Origin of the sequence: Antarcticibacterium arcticum (assembly GCF_007993795.1) — a bacterium.
Classification (GTDB): domain Bacteria; phylum Bacteroidota; class Bacteroidia; order Flavobacteriales; family Flavobacteriaceae; genus Gillisia; species Gillisia arctica.
Genome location: NZ_CP042476.1, coordinates 626,080 through 642,966, shown reverse-complemented (window position 1 = coordinate 642,966; position 16,887 = coordinate 626,080). Strand labels below are relative to the sequence as shown.

The 16,887-nt window shown below is 39.4% G+C and carries 14 protein-coding genes; 7 read left to right on the top strand and 7 right to left on the bottom strand.

The window, feature by feature from the left end:
• The first annotated feature begins 1 nt into the window (after nucleotide 1).
• The 5 genes from FK178_RS02730 (at nucleotide 2) to FK178_RS02710 (ending at nucleotide 5,983) form a co-directional block, all read left to right on the top strand.
• Nucleotides 2-1,414 (top strand): tetratricopeptide repeat protein, encoded by a 1,413-nt coding sequence (locus tag FK178_RS02730; protein ID WP_146830765.1) that lies wholly within the window; start codon nucleotides 2-4, stop codon nucleotides 1,412-1,414.
• A 34-nt stretch (nucleotides 1,415-1,448) separates the two neighbouring features.
• The gene (locus FK178_RS02725) at nucleotides 1,449-2,018 is read left to right on the top strand and encodes a hypothetical protein (RefSeq protein ID WP_146830763.1); all 570 of its coding nucleotides are present in this window, start codon (nucleotides 1,449-1,451) and stop codon (nucleotides 2,016-2,018) included.
• 6 nt (nucleotides 2,019-2,024) lie between these two features.
• Nucleotides 2,025-2,450, top strand: coding sequence for a DUF1810 domain-containing protein (locus FK178_RS02720; protein ID WP_146830761.1), 426 nt, complete (start codon nucleotides 2,025-2,027; stop codon nucleotides 2,448-2,450).
• Complete coding sequence (locus FK178_RS02715) at nucleotides 2,450-3,280, top strand: hypothetical protein (RefSeq protein WP_146830759.1); 831 nt, start codon at nucleotides 2,450-2,452, stop codon at nucleotides 3,278-3,280. The genes FK178_RS02720 and FK178_RS02715 overlap by 1 nt, the downstream gene beginning before the upstream one ends.
• A 144-nt stretch (nucleotides 3,281-3,424) precedes the next feature.
• Nucleotides 3,425-5,983, top strand: coding sequence for a DEAD/DEAH box helicase family protein (locus FK178_RS02710; RefSeq protein ID WP_146830757.1), 2,559 nt, complete (start codon nucleotides 3,425-3,427; stop codon nucleotides 5,981-5,983).
• Nucleotides 5,984-6,261: 278 nt separating this feature from the next.
• Here FK178_RS02710 and FK178_RS02705 read toward each other — a convergent pair whose 3' ends face one another.
• Nucleotides 6,262-7,374, bottom strand: a complete 1,113-nt coding sequence (locus tag FK178_RS02705; RefSeq protein ID WP_240793888.1) for a porin — start codon at nucleotides 7,372-7,374, stop codon at nucleotides 6,262-6,264.
• A 725-nt stretch (nucleotides 7,375-8,099) separates the two neighbouring features.
• Here FK178_RS02705 and FK178_RS02700 point away from each other — a divergent pair.
• Nucleotides 8,100-9,551, top strand: a complete 1,452-nt coding sequence (locus tag FK178_RS02700) for a glycosyltransferase (protein WP_146830753.1) — start codon at nucleotides 8,100-8,102, stop codon at nucleotides 9,549-9,551.
• A gap of 328 nt (nucleotides 9,552-9,879) precedes the next feature.
• On the opposite strand, the gene FK178_RS02695 is transcribed toward FK178_RS02700, so the two are convergent.
• The 5 genes from FK178_RS02695 to FK178_RS02675 form a co-directional block, all read right to left on the bottom strand.
• Nucleotides 9,880-10,488 carry a thioredoxin family protein gene (locus tag FK178_RS02695; RefSeq protein ID WP_146830751.1) on the bottom strand — a complete coding sequence of 203 codons (609 nt, stop codon included), beginning with the start codon at nucleotides 10,486-10,488 and terminating at the stop codon, nucleotides 9,880-9,882.
• 8 nt (nucleotides 10,489-10,496) lie between these two features.
• Nucleotides 10,497-10,973 (bottom strand): TlpA disulfide reductase family protein, encoded by a 477-nt coding sequence (locus tag FK178_RS02690; protein WP_240793887.1) that lies wholly within the window; start codon nucleotides 10,971-10,973, stop codon nucleotides 10,497-10,499.
• Between the two features lie 157 nt (nucleotides 10,974-11,130).
• Nucleotides 11,131-13,656 carry a heavy metal translocating P-type ATPase gene (locus FK178_RS02685; RefSeq protein WP_146830747.1) on the bottom strand — a complete coding sequence of 842 codons (2,526 nt, stop codon included), beginning with the start codon at nucleotides 13,654-13,656 and terminating at the stop codon, nucleotides 11,131-11,133.
• Between the two features lie 233 nt (nucleotides 13,657-13,889).
• Entirely contained in the window at nucleotides 13,890-14,171 is a 282-nt protein-coding gene (locus tag FK178_RS02680) for a hypothetical protein (RefSeq protein WP_146830745.1), read from the bottom strand.
• Entirely contained in the window at nucleotides 14,128-14,493 is a 366-nt protein-coding gene (locus tag FK178_RS02675; RefSeq protein WP_146830743.1) for a hypothetical protein, read from the bottom strand. The genes FK178_RS02680 and FK178_RS02675 overlap by 44 nt, the downstream gene beginning before the upstream one ends.
• A gap of 269 nt (nucleotides 14,494-14,762) precedes the next feature.
• Here FK178_RS02675 and FK178_RS02670 point away from each other — a divergent pair, with 269 nt between their 5' ends.
• On the top strand, nucleotides 14,763-15,896 hold the full coding sequence (locus FK178_RS02670; protein WP_146830741.1) for a sensor histidine kinase: 1,134 nt from the start codon (nucleotides 14,763-14,765) through the stop codon (nucleotides 15,894-15,896).
• 227 nt (nucleotides 15,897-16,123) lie between these two features.
• Here FK178_RS02670 and FK178_RS02665 read toward each other — a convergent pair whose 3' ends face one another.
• Nucleotides 16,124-16,651 (bottom strand): CHRD domain-containing protein, encoded by a 528-nt coding sequence (locus FK178_RS02665; protein WP_205677207.1) that lies wholly within the window; start codon nucleotides 16,649-16,651, stop codon nucleotides 16,124-16,126.
• Nucleotides 16,652-16,887 lie beyond the last annotated feature (236 nt).

Here is a 16,887-nt window from a genome sequence, read left to right as displayed (position 1 = left end):
TATGAATTTATTTGATTTAAGCCGACAAATAGGCCAACTGAAAAAAGAAGGAAAATATAAGGAGGCATTATCTTACTTCAAGGATAATAAAGGCAACTTTACCAAGGAACAGATCGCAGGAAATGAATATATCATTGCAGATATACTTACCTGTTTAAGAAAATTGTCATTTCTTGAGGCCGGTTTTAAATTCCTCAACCTTTATAGTCTTGAAATTAAAGGCGATACAAAAGAAAGGATCCTTAGCTCCTACGGTTGGCTGCTATGGTCACAATACAAGGCAGAAAATCAAATACAGAATTCTCCGGAAGAAGATTATCATTTCGAAGATGAAGAGGAGGATTCCGAAGCGCAAGATTTTCATTATTCCAAGACCGAATTACTTCAAAAAATAGAAAAAGCCATTTTATATCTTATTGCAACCAAAAATGACTTTAACCAAACGCTGATCTCCAATTTATTTTCCGTGGTTTTAAAAAGTGAAAAGAAAAAAGCAACTCCAAACTGGAAACTAATAAATGATTTTTGTGAGCAATTTGATCCGACAGATCTTTCAAAAAGTTGCGATACAATTCAAGTGGAAAGGAAAGGACAGTCAAAAGACATGGAGCTGGCTTCAGATTTTGAAAATTGGTACGCCTACAAGACCAAAGCACTAATGAAATTAGGCCAATGGGAAGAATGCTTTAATACTTCTAAAGAAGCGTTGGAAACCATTGAAAAATTCCATTATTCTAATGATATATGGATCTCCCGCCGGATAGCTCTTTCGAAAAAGAACCTGGGAAATACCGATGACACTATCAATGAACTCGAATCGATTCTAAAAAAGAAAAAGGAATGGTTCATCCAAAAGGAACTTGCAGAGCTTTATTTAGAAAAAAATGAAACCGAAAAAGCATTTAAATTTAGCATTGAGGCCATTAATAATTTTGGCCCCCTAGAATTTAAAGTTGATCTTCTGTTCTTAATGGGGCAGATCCATCAAAAGAAAAATGAATCGGAATTGGCTTTCAAACATTTTACTTTATCAAAGCTGATTAGAGTTCAGGAAGGATGGAACATTCCTCAAAAACTCTATAATGAACTTTCTGGCTCTTCAGATCCGGAAATACCTATTTCAGATTTCAATAAGGTGAAATCTGAACTCAAAAGGTATTGGAAGAGTTTTGATAATACAAAAGATTCAAAATCCTACGGGCATTTAAAAGGAATGATAGTCCGGATATTAAATGACAACGACCGTGGTAAAGATGGTTTTCTTGAAAATAAGGGAAAAGAGATGTATTTCTCTGTTTCTTCTAATTTTCACTTAACTCCATCTATATTACCGGGAACTTCAGTTTTGTATACAGTTATTCCCGACCCTAAAGGCAAAGGTGATAAAGCAAAAATATTGAAAGTAATTAGATAGAAAAAAGGCAATTAAATTTTAAAATTCCAATCAAATGAGCACCTCCACCTCCCACCCTATAAAAGCCATCTACCGCCGGGAAATACAAGAAGCTTTTGAGCTTTTGGAAAGCTTGAAGAAAGATGGTTTTTACAACGTCCCAAAGATCACCTGGTGGATTTTGAAATATGAGGAGCTAAATGAATATAGTTGGAACCATCGACACGTTGGCTCCTGTATTGACGGGATGGGTTGCTGCTGTACAGATAAAAATCCGGAAAGTAAGTTTAGTTTCCTTTATTCTGCACTGGAAGAAGTAGTGGATCTTTATCAGCACGAGAAATATTTTAAAGAAGAGCTCAGCGTACTTGAAAAGTTGAAAGATGATCATCCCGCATTGATGCAGTGGCTGAAAAAGAATGAAAAATTGGGTAGTGAGGAGTTCCTGTTGTTCTGGATCGAGTGGCTTGAAGAAGAGCATACGGTAGTGCCTTTTTTGTTCGGTTTAAATGATCTCGGAATAAAATTCAGATCAGAAGATTGGAAAAATACGATCGAATTCTGCGAAGTCTTTAATGAAATCTACCGGACTTCCGATGTCTGCCCAAAACACAAAGACAAGTAATTTATCATGAGCAACCTTAAGCGTTTTCTTGATGCGCAGGAAAAAGATTATAAAAACGCCCTGGCAGAGATTCGCCGGGGAAGGAAAACCGGCCATTGGATGTGGTATATTTTTCCGCAGTTAAAAGATTCGGGTTATAGTCCTACTTCAAAATTTTATGGCATCCACGGAATAGAGGAAGCAAAAGAGTATATGGAACACCCTGTATTAGGTTTTAGGCTAAGAGAAATTTCTTCAGCCTTACTGGCTTTGGAATCAAATGATGCGCTACAAATAATGGGCAGTCCTGATCATCTTAAATTAAAATCCAGCATGACCTTATTAAGTTCAATTCCGGGAGCCGATTTAGTTTTTGGGAAAGTGATTGAAAAATTCTTTTCCGGAGAAAAAGATAAAAAGACTCTTGCAATAATTAAAAATAAGGAAGCTTAATGATATCAAATCTTAAGTTTCTAAAAGTCAATCTTCACTGGCAGATTAAAGGATGGCATTTTGATGAGCTCCTGCAACTGCGGAAACAGCTTTGGGAAATGGATCCTTTTTCAAATGTGGGCACCAAAGAAATTCAACAAGAGATTGGTGATCAAATAGATACCGGATTAGATCCTGCTCAATTTCTGGACCTAAAATATGTTCTTATAGATGATACAGATTTTAATGGCGACCTGGAATTTCTAAAACTTTGCCCCTGCCTAGAGCATTTATTCATCTGTGGAATTTCAGCAGCCGAAAAGATCAAAGATCTAACACCTTTGGCTTACCTGAAAAATTTAAAATTCCTACACCTGGAACACCATAATATTTCTGTAGTTTCGGCTTTAAAGGAACTGATCAACCTAGAAGAAATATATCTCTTTGAAAATCCGCTGCTGAACATAACTGGTATATTAAACTTAAAAAATCTGGAGACAGTTCATTTTTCTGAAGCTGAAGAGGAGGAAGTTTTTGAGCTGTTACAAAATTCTTCGGGCTGTGAGGTGCATTTCATAAATCGGGAATACGATACCGGATTCAGGGCCTGTAGACTTGGAAATTGGGCTTATATGTATTCCTATATTAAGGATTATACGCAGGTTAACACTCAAATTGCTCCTCTTTTACCTTTAAAATTTATTTCCTCTGCGCCAGCTGAAAAATTGATGAAAGAAAGATTACACCGGTTGAGCTTGTCGGTTTTAAGAGCCAATGAAGTACCGGAAACACCATCATTTATATACTCAAAAGACCCGGTGGCGGTTATTGGAAAAATGGTTTATAAATAAAGATGTTGATCTTTTTATGATTTTACTAAAGACTTAAAATTAGTAATCTATTTCAAACTGAATGCAGGATAAAAATTTTTATTAAAAATCTTGTCAATCAATATACCTTCTGTCTTTTTTTAAAATAATGTATCTTGGAAAACAATGGAGCAGGATAATCTACAACATAGCTGCAATAATATTATCGAGCTGATCAGATTTGATGAAAGAGGTTTAATATATCGCAAATACGAAAATTTCTTAAACTGGTTCGGAATGGGTGGCAGGAGGAAATTTGAAGTCATTGAGCAAATAGACACCCATTTCAAAAAAAATAATATTTCTATTTGGAAAGGAAGAAAAAAGCTGAACTCGGTTGCAGATTTTAAACGTGGAGAAACAATCACTTTGAGATATAATGGTCATAAAAGAAAAGAAACAACAATGAACGTAGGAAAGGAAAAAGTTAGCAATAATGATGCAGGAACAATTTCAGTGGTAAATGAGGACAGTGGTATAAGATTGTATAAACATCAGGAGGAAGCCATCCAAAAATTACATTCTCAAATTAGAAGATCTAATGGAAATATTTTTTCAGGCTTGCTGGTGTTGCCCACAGGGGGAGGAAAAACGCTAACGGCTGCATATTGGTTAGCTCAAAATTATTTGGCTGAAGGCAAGAAGGTTCTGTGGATCGCTCATAGGCATGAGCTTCTGGAACAGGCAAAGGCCACTTTTCACGAACGTCTCGCATATAAAGATGTTTTTGGTAAAAAATCTTCATTCAACTACAGAATCATTTCCGGGATCCATGATAAACCTGTAAATATAAAACCAACTGATGATCTTGTTATTTCAAGCAAGGACAGCCTTAATTCGGGATTTGACCACTTATACAACAATTGGTTAAAAGGTCAGGATGAAGTCTTTTTAGTTATAGACGAAGCACACCATGCAACAGCGAAAACCTATAAAAAATTAATAGAAAAGATAGGAGAAAAAGTTAGCAAATTTAAAATTCTAGGTTTAACTGCTACTCCATTTCGTACTGCAGAAAACGAACAGGGAGCACTTCAAAAGGTTTTTACTAATGATATTATTTATAAAGTAGATCTTCGAACATTAATAGCACGGGGTATTCTTTCGGAACCTGTTTTTGAAGAAATTCAGACCGATTTTGATATGACTAGTCAGCTTACAGAAAAACAACTGGATAATTTAAAATATTTTGATATTGAATCTATTGGTAAAGATGTAGCCGATTCAATCGCAAAGAATAGTCAAAGGAATGCTGTAATCGTTAATCAATATCTGAAGGAAAAACTAAGATACAAACAAACCCTTGTATTTGCTCTTAATGTAAATAATGCTATTGCTCTAAAGTCATTATTTAATGATCGGGGGATAAAAGCGGATTTCGTCGTATCTGCTATTAAAGATAGAATAACAGGCTCAAATATTTCCCAACAAGAAAACAAAGAAAAAATAGATCAATTTCGCCGTGGAGATATAGAAGTTTTAATAAATGTAAATATTCTTACCGAGGGAACCGATCTTCCCGAGGTGCAGACCATCTTCCTTGCCCGGCCAACTATTTCCTCAATTCTTATGACCCAGATGATAGGCAGAGGATTAAGGGGATTAAAGGCCGGGGGAACCGAAAAAGCTTTTATCGTGAGTTTTATTGATGATTGGAAGGATAAAGTAAGCTGGGTTAATCCTGAACAATTAATTGTTGAAGAACATATTGATAATACCAAGGATTCCGGCGAAAGAAACAAACACCTTACACGCCTGATATCTCTACAAAAAATTGAAGAGTTTGCCCTTCTTGCAAATAACTTAATAGATGAAGCAACCAGAAAGAAGCTGACTTCCTTAGACTTCATTGAAAGAATTCCGTTAGGAATTTATCATTTTTCACTTTTAAAACATTTAGTAGATGAGGAGCTTGAGAAGAATTGTGAAATATTAATTTATAATAATATTGAGCAATCTTACATTGATTTCATGAATGGTTTACCTTTCTTTTTTAAACATCAAAGTTTATCAGAAAGAGATGATCTAACCGAAAATGATTTAAACGATCTTGAGAAAAAAGTAGAGGAACTATTTTTCTTTGGCTGTGAGAAATATCCCGGTTATTCAGAACAAGACATAAAAGATGTGCTTTTGTTCTATGCTCAAACCGGCGAAATACCAAAATATATAGAATTTCAAAACCGAGAGAATTTTAATGTCACACGGATCGCACAAGATATTTATTCAAAAGATCTCCGCCAATCAGAAGCAATGGAGTTCAAAAACGAACTTTGGGAAAGTAATGAAACCGAATGGAAGGCTTTTTTTGGTTATAAAAAAGAATACTTCCTAAACGAAGTAGACTTGGCTATCCGCAAAGTTAGTAACCCGGAATTGTTCAAAAAATCATCCATCCTTCCAACAGATACTAAAGAACTTCGACCGCTTGAAAAGTTGTCGATGCATAAGATAAGAGAATTTAATCCACAGTATTGGAAATACCTTAGTGATAAAATCTATGAGAAAAATCGAGATAAAGATGGATATTATGTGAGCGCAACAGGAAATTTTAGAAGCAAAAATAAATTGGATTTTCAGATTGATCATATAATTCCAATAAGTTATCATGGTCTTACGGTAGAAGAAAATTTACAGTTATTAACTCGTTCCGAAAATGGTCTTAAAGGAGCAGGTGAACTTTAGGAGGAACTATTGGAGAACTCACTGGTGAGCTCACCGGGGAAATTACCAAAGATTAAATATTTGATAATATTTTATGAATTTTTTTCAACATGTTAGAATGGCTGTGTACCTAGATTACACCTCAATTTTCGGGAACCTCTAGTATTTTGGGAAAAGACAACTTCTGTATTGGGAAGTAAATCAATTCGTTAGAAGGCCGGGTGGTTTTTACTGAGCCGGAAGGCGAAAGAAATAATGAAGAAGCGTTCCTGATATAATTTTGAAATTCCGGCCTAAGCCTAAAAAAGCAGCAAAGGAGCAATAATCCCTGCTCTTACCTCATTTTTATTATAATTTGATGCCTCAAAATTTTCAATGGCATAATTTGAATGGTCAAAATACCGGCCAATATAGGCCAGGAAAAACCGCATATCAAAATTCTTAAACGGACTGTAATAAATGGTAGGGATTACGCCGTAGCTTCTTCTCATGTGTTTCTGGTTATCTTCAATCTTAGCGTAGGCACTGCTGGTCATAAGTGTTAATAACCCGCTTAATTTGGGATTAAATCTATATTCTGCCCGTAACCAGTTTTCAATATACAACACCTCCTCTGCTATGGAGCCGTCATTAAAAAGATTGGTCATAACACCCTTTGTATCCACTTCTTCAAAGCTATATTGAAAGTCATACATAAGGGTAAGGTCCCGGTTTTGGTATTTATTTCCCAATGTAAAAAATGTAGTGCCCCTGTTCTTCACTTCGTTGGAATGGCTCAGGCTATAAATGGTTTGAAATTTTCCATCAAAAAAGTTTCCACGCCAGTTTGCAACAACCGCTACCGGCCAGTCGGGCTCCCTAATATTTTCTGCCACAACATCGCCGTAAAGATCGTCATAATGCATGGTACGGGAGTTTAAAACCTGCAACCCAAAATTATGATTCTCAAAGGCCTGATACGTAATTCCGGCCCCTGTAACAAAAGCCAGGACATTGTTGAAAACATCATTATATTCCAGAACATACAGGGGGCTGAATTCATACTCATATCCCCCGTAAAAGGCATTCATTTTTCCCAATAGTAGATTAAACTTAGGGTTTAGCTCAATATTAATATTAGCCAATTCAATATCATTCCCTAAACGATCCAGCGTTTGTACATCCCTGTTTTTATTAAAGCGATTTCTGAAAGTAAAATGTACCCTCTCATGTACTTTCCCTGAAATTCCAAGGGCTGTAAAACCATTTTGAAATTGGATCCCATTGTAATAATTATCACCTCCCCTAAAAGTGTAAGCCTGGAATTCCACGCGCATATCAAATGTAAAATTTATATTCTTCAGGAGTTCGATCTTTTCTATTGGCAAAACCGGTCGAGCCACGCTGTCTTTAGCCTGAGGGTAAGACAACATATGGATTAATAAGAAAAAACCAATTAAAAAGGACTTTATCATTAAAAGGATGTATGATTAAAATATTAGCGGGATGGTGGGTAAAAGACCAACCATATGTACATGTTCTGGTATTGTATTTAACAGGATTTACCAAAGGCACCTTCTAAATTTACTGATAATAAATCATAAATAAAGTGCTTATGATTAATAATCAACCAGTTATTGGAGATTTGGGTGCAATTTTTATAAAGATTAATTGTGGGAAAGTTATTTTCGAAATTATTACTTTTGCAATCTTAAAAATCGAATAAAACTTCTGTAGGCCGAATCATTTTAAGGCAATACCCCCTACAGATCTTTAGGGTTTAATAAGTTTTCCTATAACGGCAAATGATCACATATTTTAATAATCATTACTACCCAATGCGATCAGAACCTGCTGTATCATCCATCATTACCCATAAATTATTCACCAAATTTAAAGGAAGCATGCTTTAGAGTAGCCTCCTGCCTCCGCCTGCCGGTAATTCACGCGCTTTATTGTGGGTATTAAATCCCCAACTTTGCCGGTTTCCCCACAATTTTTCCCCCATATTAATACGAAGTGAAGCTGATTAGCAGGGATTTGTTTCGCGGTATATAAATTGGTAATGAAAAGTGGAATTAAGAATGACCAATGTTTGATGACTTCAGCAGGAAGTCAATCCCCCCGAGAATTAATTGATTAAAATTTATATAATAAGATGATTGCAGAACAAATTAAATTAAGCTCTTCAGTTACGGCTGAAAAATTAAATTTTGTTGATACACCCACCCAAGAAGAACTTACCTCCGGAAAAACCGATCAGGAAGGGGTTTCCGGAAGCTATAAGAAAGCAATTTTCACTAAGCGACACGTTTCCATTTTAGCGGGGACTTTTGCACTTCTTATTGGCGCGGCATATTCTGTATACCTGTTGCAGCCGCAAATCGAGGAAATGAATATGAACCGAATGGATACCCTGGGAGGAATGATCCTGCTTATAGTTGGAATTTCCCTGTTATTGTTCAGGCTGGGGTTCCTTGCCTATATTGCCAAATTGTTCTTTCGGTACAAGCCTGTGGCTTCTGTAAGCAATGAAGAATTACCTACCTGTACCGTTATCGTACCGGCATACAATGAAGGGAAACTGGTTTATTCTACCCTTCAAAGTCTGGTGAACAGCAGTTATCCGGCTGAAAAATTACAATTGATCGCCATAGATGATGGTAGTAAGGATGATACCTGGGAGTGGATGCAAAAAGCAAAGAAGGAGCTGGGAGACCGTGTTTCTATTTATCAGCAGCCGCATAACCAGGGAAAAAGACACGCGCTTTACCGTGGATTCAACCTTGGAACAGGAGATGTATTTGTAACTGTAGACAGTGATTCTATCGTAGAAGAGGATACTTTGCGCAACCTGGTATCTCCTTTTATAACTAATGAAAATTGTGGTGCAGTAGCAGGAAATGTACGTGTGTTGAATAATCAAAAGGCGATCATTCCACGTATGCTGAATGTGAGCTTTGTGTTTAGTTTTGAATTCATAAGGTCTGCACAAAGTGTATTGGGATCTGTTCTATGTACCCCGGGTGCATTGGCGGGGTATCGCAGGAATGCGGTAATGAACTGCCTGGAAGAATGGATGAATCAAACTTTTATGGGTCAACCTACAGATATTGGAGAAGACCGGGCAATGACCAATATGATCCTGAAACAAGGCTTCCATGTAATGTTTCAGCGAAATGCCTATGTACTTACCAATATTCCAGAAAAATACAGCAGCCTGCATAAAATGTTTACCCGTTGGGAAAGGAGTAATGTGCGTGAGAACCTAATGATGTCCAAATTTGCTTTTAAACCATTCAGGGAAGGATCAAGGTCCGGGACCCGTATCTTATTGCTCAACCAGTGGATGGGTATGATCACCGCGTATCCTCTTATCCTGATGATGTTCATTTTACTTATTGCACATCCCGTTTTGTTTATAAGTTCAACACTATTGAGTATTTTAATTTTCTCAAGCCTTCCGGCATTCTTTTATGCAAAGAAGTATAATATAACCGAAGCGTTCTGGATCTACTCATACAGTATTTTCTATACGTTCGGGTTGTTCTGGATCACCCCTTATGCTATGGCCACCGCCAGCAGAAGAGGCTGGTTAACCAGGGGGTAACCAGATTTGAATTAAGAGCCTGCCTGCTACAGGCAGGTTAGGAGTTTAGATAAAAGTTAAGAGTTTGGAGTCAGGAGTGAGATATTAGAATTTAAAATTTAGATATTAGAAATTCATCCACCTGACTCCAGGCTTTTACTTTTATATTGCTCATTCGGGAGATCAGATCTGCCTTGCGGTTCAATACTACCCTTTAGATATTACTGTTACTTACTATTCAATAACCTCTACCCTTCCATCCTTGAACCGAAACCAATACCGTTCACTGGCAGCCACCGGAATAACCATATAGGCCATTCCATAAACTCGGGCTGAAGTACAGTATCCATTATTTAACCGCCGGCCGTTTGACTGTACAGCCAATGGCTTTGGTAGCAGTCACCTCAATATTTTCTCCCTTTTCCAGCGAAGCGATGGCGTTTTCCACATATTTTATCTTATCTGGATTATTGCCCTCGGTGTCATTATCTATAGCACCTGTATAAACTATCTTTAATAGCGCTCCCTCTTTTTGAAGCAGAAAAATATGGGGTGTCACCCGCGCTCCATACAAATTGGTGATTTTTTGACCTTCATCCAAAAGATATGGAAAACTGAAATTTGCTTCTTTAGCCTTGACCTGCATTTTCTCATAACTATCTCCGGCTGAAATTGATTGCGGATTAGGATTTATGGCAATCACGGGATACCCCAGCGAAGAGAACTTTTTATCAAGTTCAACCAGGCGCGACTCATAGGCGATGGCATATGGGCAGGTGTTGGCAGTGAAAACCAGGATAAATCCTTTGGCATCAGGATAATTTTTTGGAGAAACCATGTTCCCGTCAATATTCTTTAAACTGAAGCCGGGCGCGGCAGCACCTGTTTCAAGGGTGTTGATCTGGGCCGTGGCTAGCAGGCCACAAAGCAGGAATGCAAATAAAGCTGAAATCTTCATAGTAGTAATTATTTAATGAATTTGTTATATTCTGAAAGCAATTGAGAATAGGTGAATTCCTTTTCTATAAACTTTTGATTCTTTCCTTTTACAAATAATGTAGCCGGGATCGCCCCACTCCAGTCTTTGTGAATTCTGTCTATATATTCCTGTTGGTCCTTTTCATCCAGGAGAAAAACTTCATTTTTAAGACCGTGTTTTCCCACAAACGGGATCACCCTCTTTTCCAACTGCGACTTAAAATCTACACTCACCAGCAAAACTTTGAATTTTTCCTTTCGTTTCTCTTCCTGCAATTTTTCAAAATAAGGCAGTTCCTTTATACAGGGTGCACACCAGGTTGCCCAGAAATTCACAACATAAGTCGTATCCCTGCCCTGCTCCAATCGCTCATGCAGCTCATTGACCGTTAGCAATTTCACCTGCTGACTAAATGCCGCCGGCAGCCCGGCAAAAAAAATAAATAAAATCAGGAGATGCTTCACAATTTACTTTTTTGTTTATTCCAGCCAATTTAATCAAAAAATGAATTGCAAAGTTCATAAAATCAGGAACTAATAAATTCAACCCCCTGAAATGTGATCCTGAAAATTTGGGCATATCGAAAATTTGGCTGTCCTCCCTTAAAACAAGTACTCATTACTACTCCTTATAAGCCAATAGGCGCAGTGCATTAAACACCACCAGTAGGGTAGAGCCTTCATGTATCACTACCGCCACCCCAATATTGGCAAAGCCCAATATTGTTGCGGGAACCAACAATGCGACAATCCCCAGACTCACCCAGAGATTTTGTTTAATGATGGCTTTTGCCTTTCTGCTCAATCCAATAGCAAAGGGAAGGGTTTCCAGCCTGTCGGCCAGAAGGGCGATATCAGCGGTTTCCAGGGCCACATCACTTACGGCAGCTCCCATAGCAATTCCTACAGTGCTGTGGGCCATTGCCGGGGCATCATTCACCCCGTCTCCCACCATCGCCACCTTTGATTCCTCCTGCTTTAATTTTTTAATGGCAGCGACTTTTCCTTCCGGCAACAAACCACCCCAGGCTTCGGAAAGGCCAATTTCTTTGGCGATAGTGTTGGCCACCTGCTGATTGTCGCCCGAGAGCATGATCATTCGTTTGATGCCAAGCGCTTTCAGCTTCAGAAGGGTTGCTTTAGCTGCTTTCCGCGGCGTGTCCATTAAGGCCAGCACGCCTATATAGGTGTCATTTTTCCGAAGAAGCATTGTGGTTTTCCCGTCCGCCTCCAGCTCACGCACCATTGTTCTTATTTCTTCGGAAGGTTTAACATCATCAAGATCTTCATAGAGATCCAGGTTCCCAATATAAATGCGATCCTTCTCCAGGGTAGCTATTATTCCCCTGCCCAATACCGTCTCAAGCCTGGAGGCCTGCGATTGTTCAAATGCAGGCAATCGTTGTTTTCCATCCCGCACCACCGCCCTGGCCAGGGGGTGATCGCTGAGCTGTTCCACCGCTACCGCAATTTTGAGAACTTCAGTTTCGTCCAGATCTGCCAGAGGTAACACATTGATAAGTTTTGGTTTTCCTTCGGTAAGGGTGCCGGTCTTGTCAAAGGCCAGGGCGGTCAGGGATCCCAGGTCTTCCAGTGGCCGGCCACCTTTTATGAGCACTCCTCCCCTCGCCGCGCGGGCAACCCCGCTAAGCACCGCACTGGGGGTAGAGATTGCCAAAGCACAAGGGCTGGCAGCCACCAACACAGCCATTGCCCTGTAAAAACTTGCGCTGAAGGGCTCCTCTATCACCATAAAGGCAAACAGCAACAGGATCACCAGCAGCAGTACCGTGGGCACAAAATATTTTTCAAATTTATCTGTAAGCAACTGGGTGGGTGATTTCTGGGTTTGAGCCTCATTGACCAGTTGTACCAGGCGTGCAAGAGTAGAATCCTTAGCCTCTTTGAGCACCTTTATTTCAAGGCTGTTGTTTCCGTTAATGGTACCGGCAAATACCCGGTTTTTTTCGCTTATTTCCTCCCCTTCTCCATACTCCCGGGTGCTATCTTCTACCGCCACCTTATCTACGGGTACACTTTCCCCGGTAATGGATGCCTGGTCTACACTGCTGCTTCCGCTTATCACAACCCCATCTGCCGCGATCCTGCTGTGGGGTTTTACAAGGAGGATATCGCCAACTTTCAATGTTTCAATCCCTACCTCTTCGGTCTTTCCATCGCGTTTCAGTAAGGTTGTTTTAGGGCTAAGATCTGCCAGGGCAGCAATAGACTTTCGGGCCTTGTTCATGGCGAAATGTTCCAGAGCATGACCCAGACTAAAGAGAAATAACAATAAAGCCCCTTCGGCCCATTCCCCCAAAATTGCCGCACCTATTGCGGCAACCAGCATTAAAAAGTCGATTTCAAAACCTCCCCTGGATATTGTTTCAAACGCTTCTTTAGCGGTATAATAACTTCCGGAGATATAGGCCCCTATATAAAAGCCAAGGCTTACCCATTCGGGAACAGCATAGCTATAGGAAAAAGCGAAGCCTATGGCCAGTAGCGCTCCGGAAATAAAGGAAAATATAAGTTCGGTATTCCTTCCGAAGATTCCTCCATGGGCGTGCACGTGATCGTGGCCTGCTTCATGGATTTCCCCTTCCTTATGCCTGTGGACTTCTTTTTTTGAGGCTGATTTTTCGGAGTAGGGAAACACTTTTCTTTCAGCACCCGGTTGAAGATCCCTGGGTGTCAACGATCCATTTTTTATAGACAAACCTTCCTCTTTCAGGACAGTGACAAAACTTTCATAAGTTGTTTTGGCTTTCTCAAATTCGAGACGGATGAATCCGCTGCCGGTTACCGAAGCTTCCAATATCCCTTTAAGTCCTAAAAGCGCTTGTTCAGCACTCCGGGCATGTCTTACGTGTCTAACCCCTTCCACTTCAAACAGCAGGTGCCCGTAGGTATCGGTAATTCCGGCGCCGGTGCTTTTTGCCAGCGACCTTATGCGGTCCAGGGATATCAGGTCGCTGTTATAATGAAAACACAGCATTGGCTGGCCGGCCTCCTTCTTATCAGCCAGATGCACCTTCACGATCCCTTCCCGCGTCTGTAATTGCTCCATAAGCCGCTGTACGCAGGTATCCTTTTCATCTGGCACCTGGGGCAGCACAAGCGGTAATTCAATTTGCGTTTTGACCATGGGTAGTTAGGAGTTTAGTATTTAGTGCCTGCCGCTAGCTCTTTAGGAGCCTGCCTGCCGCAGGCAGGTTAGAGTTTAGATTGAAGTAAAGAGTTTGGAGTCCGGAGTTAGATATTAAAATTTAGATATAAAAAATTCATCCATCTGACTCCAGGCCTTTTCCTTTATATTGCTCATTCTGGAGATCAGATCTGCCTTGCTTGGCAATACTACACTTTACATAATACAGTTTCTTACTGTTCAATAACCTCTACCCTTCCATCCTTAAACCGATACCAATACCGTTCACTGGCAGCCACCGGAATAACCATATAGGCCATTCCATAAACCTTATCCACTTTCTCCACGACAAGACTTCCATCTCGGGCTTTATAAAGGTATACATATTCCTTCTGATAGCCCGCAACCGGATTTCCGGCTACACTACGTGGTTGAAAAGTGATTTGTAGTCCCTCTTTTTTCTGTTCCTGTTTAAGATCGAAATCTATATTTGATATTGGGACATATGCTGACATATGCTGTAGATAAAGAATCTGTTTTTCCTTTGCAGGTGTCGTTATATTTCATCTCGCCGGCATTAATAATAAAATGCTTTATACAATCTGCCTCTTTGGTACGTACTGCTGCACCACTTAATAGCGGGATCAAAGCTTCATTATAATATCCGGAATAATCTGCAGAAACATCTGGAATTATTGGTGACCAATGAGAGGGGTATGTAGATTTAGCCGAAGAACAGCTCAGGGAACCAAATTGCAACAGGAGAAACAAAGAGGTAAAAAATCCTCTTATTAGGAATTTAGAAACTGAACTGATTCCAACCCTGAAATTTTTCATTTTGATGTTGGCTCACCGGCCGCAAGCCAGATTAGAGGTTTAACTTCAACCTATACAAGTTACGAAATAATTAGCTCAGATTTTAATCGGGCGCTTTTAAAACCAGAGTGCTCAAAACCACCAGTTACAATATACCCTATACAATTTTTCAAAATCTCCTAGCTCAATTCCACCACCTAACCACTCCAAATTACAGAATTCTTATACGATCCAACTCAATACTCAATACTCACTACTCAATTCTCAATTCTCAAATACAAAATACAATCATGAGGGTACTCAAAACTAATTTTACCTATTTTTACCTGAATCCTACACCTACTATGGAATTTAAAAATATTGAGCAGGCCCCGGACCTGGAACCTTTTTTTTCACAATCTCAGGATTACCTGTGCATAGCCGGGTTTGACGGATTCTTCCGGGAGGTAAATCCCGCTTTCATTAAGTTAATGGGCTTTTCCCGGGAGGAATTATTTGCCAGTCCCATAAGCCATTTTGTTCATCCCGAAGACAAGAAGAACACTGCCGAAACCCGGGCAGCGATCCTGCAGGGAATACCTTTACTGCATTTTCAAAATCGCTATATCACCAAAACCGGCGAGATCGTGTGGCTTACCTGGACCTCCATCCCGGTACCCGAGAAAGAATTGATCTATGCCATTTCCAAGAATATTACCCATCTTAAAAAGCTGGAAGAAGATCGTCATTTTCGTATTAAGGACCTCACTTTTACAAACTCCGGACTCACAAAATTAAGTTATACTACCGCTCACGATTTGAGGTCACCGGTAAATAATTTAATCTCCCTGTTTAATTTACTCGACCTTTCCACAATAGAAGATGATGAAACCCTTATGTACCTAGAATTAATAGGGAAAGCGGTTCAAAAATTAAAGGACACTTTAAATGAGCAGGTAGACCACCTTAAGGAAAACCGGTTATTAAAACCCGGATTAGAGCAAGTAAATGTAAAGGAGATACTTCATACGATCATAGACTCCCTTCGCACTTTAATAGAGAATTCCAATACCAGATTCGTGATAGATCTTGGCGAGGTGGAATTCCTGGAGGTCAACAAATACTATCTGCACAGCATTTTTCTAAACTTAATCACCAATTCAATAAAATATTCCAAACCGGGAATACCACCGGTAATATCCATTACTGCCGAAAGAAAGGATGCTGGGACTCAAATGCAGTTTTCAGACAACGGCATAGGCCTGGATATGGAAAAAAACGGAAAAAAGTTATTTGAGCTGCACCAGGTGTTTACAGACCATCACGACAGCAAGGGGATTGGGCTGTATTTGGTAAAAAGTTATATGAATAGCCTGGGAGGTGAAATTAAGGCCAGCAGCCAGTCCAATGTGGGAACCACCTTTACCTTAAATTTTCGGCATTGATCCAGGTGGGTATGTATTTGTAATTCGTGATTTCGCAATACCACCTTTTCAATATCCCACTTCCAGTTTTCAACAATACCCGGATCTCCATAAGGCCTGCAATGTAATCCGAGACTTGTTTCCCATCTCATACGCATCCCTACTTTTATAAAACATACTACAAACAAAAAAACAGACCCCTTTTCAGGGATCTGTTGATTATTCTTTGGAGAAAAAAATTATTTATTTCAATTGCCGGAAATTTGTCCCCGTATTTCTCCGCCGGGATTTTGCGTGGTATGCACATTTACATACGTGCCGCCAGCAAGCATAATGTCTACAAGTTGGGCAAGGGTATAATTGGGAATATCCTCACTTGTAATAGTACCTTCTGCCAGAACACCGCTTGTTCTTCCCTCTATAAGTCCGGAATACAAAGTAACCGCTACGGGACCGTTATTTCCAACTTCCCCTACATGGATATGGGCTGCCATTACATTTTCAATATTTGCAACAATCAATTTGTAAGAAAGTGTGCTGCCATCTTTGCTAAGCTTGAAAATAGTTTGTCCCGTAGCATTGGTCTCTACAGGCGGAACTTCCTGGTCTCCGGAAAGATGAGCTTTAAAGCTCTGCACATTTTTAATATGGGCTTTTTCCCCATTTACCAGTTCAGTTTGAAGGGAAGCTTCCATAAGTTCCGGTTCCATCTCTTCTTTTTCACAGGATGTGAAAATGAATAAAAAAGCAGTGAGATAAAAAATGTAATTTTTCATAATGTAATATTTTAACTGGTTAATAATCAATTACTTAATTTACGAAATTTAATTACCTTAGGGTTTTTAAACCAATCCCAATGTTTTCCTAAATTTTTGAGACTATTTCCCGGTTATTACCGACCAATCTTCTGATTTCCAATATACAGGCCACATCCTGCAACAAGTATTTAAAACTGAATATTGTATAAAGTAAAGGGTAAACGGGAAACGAAAATTGCAATGCTTAACTCTCC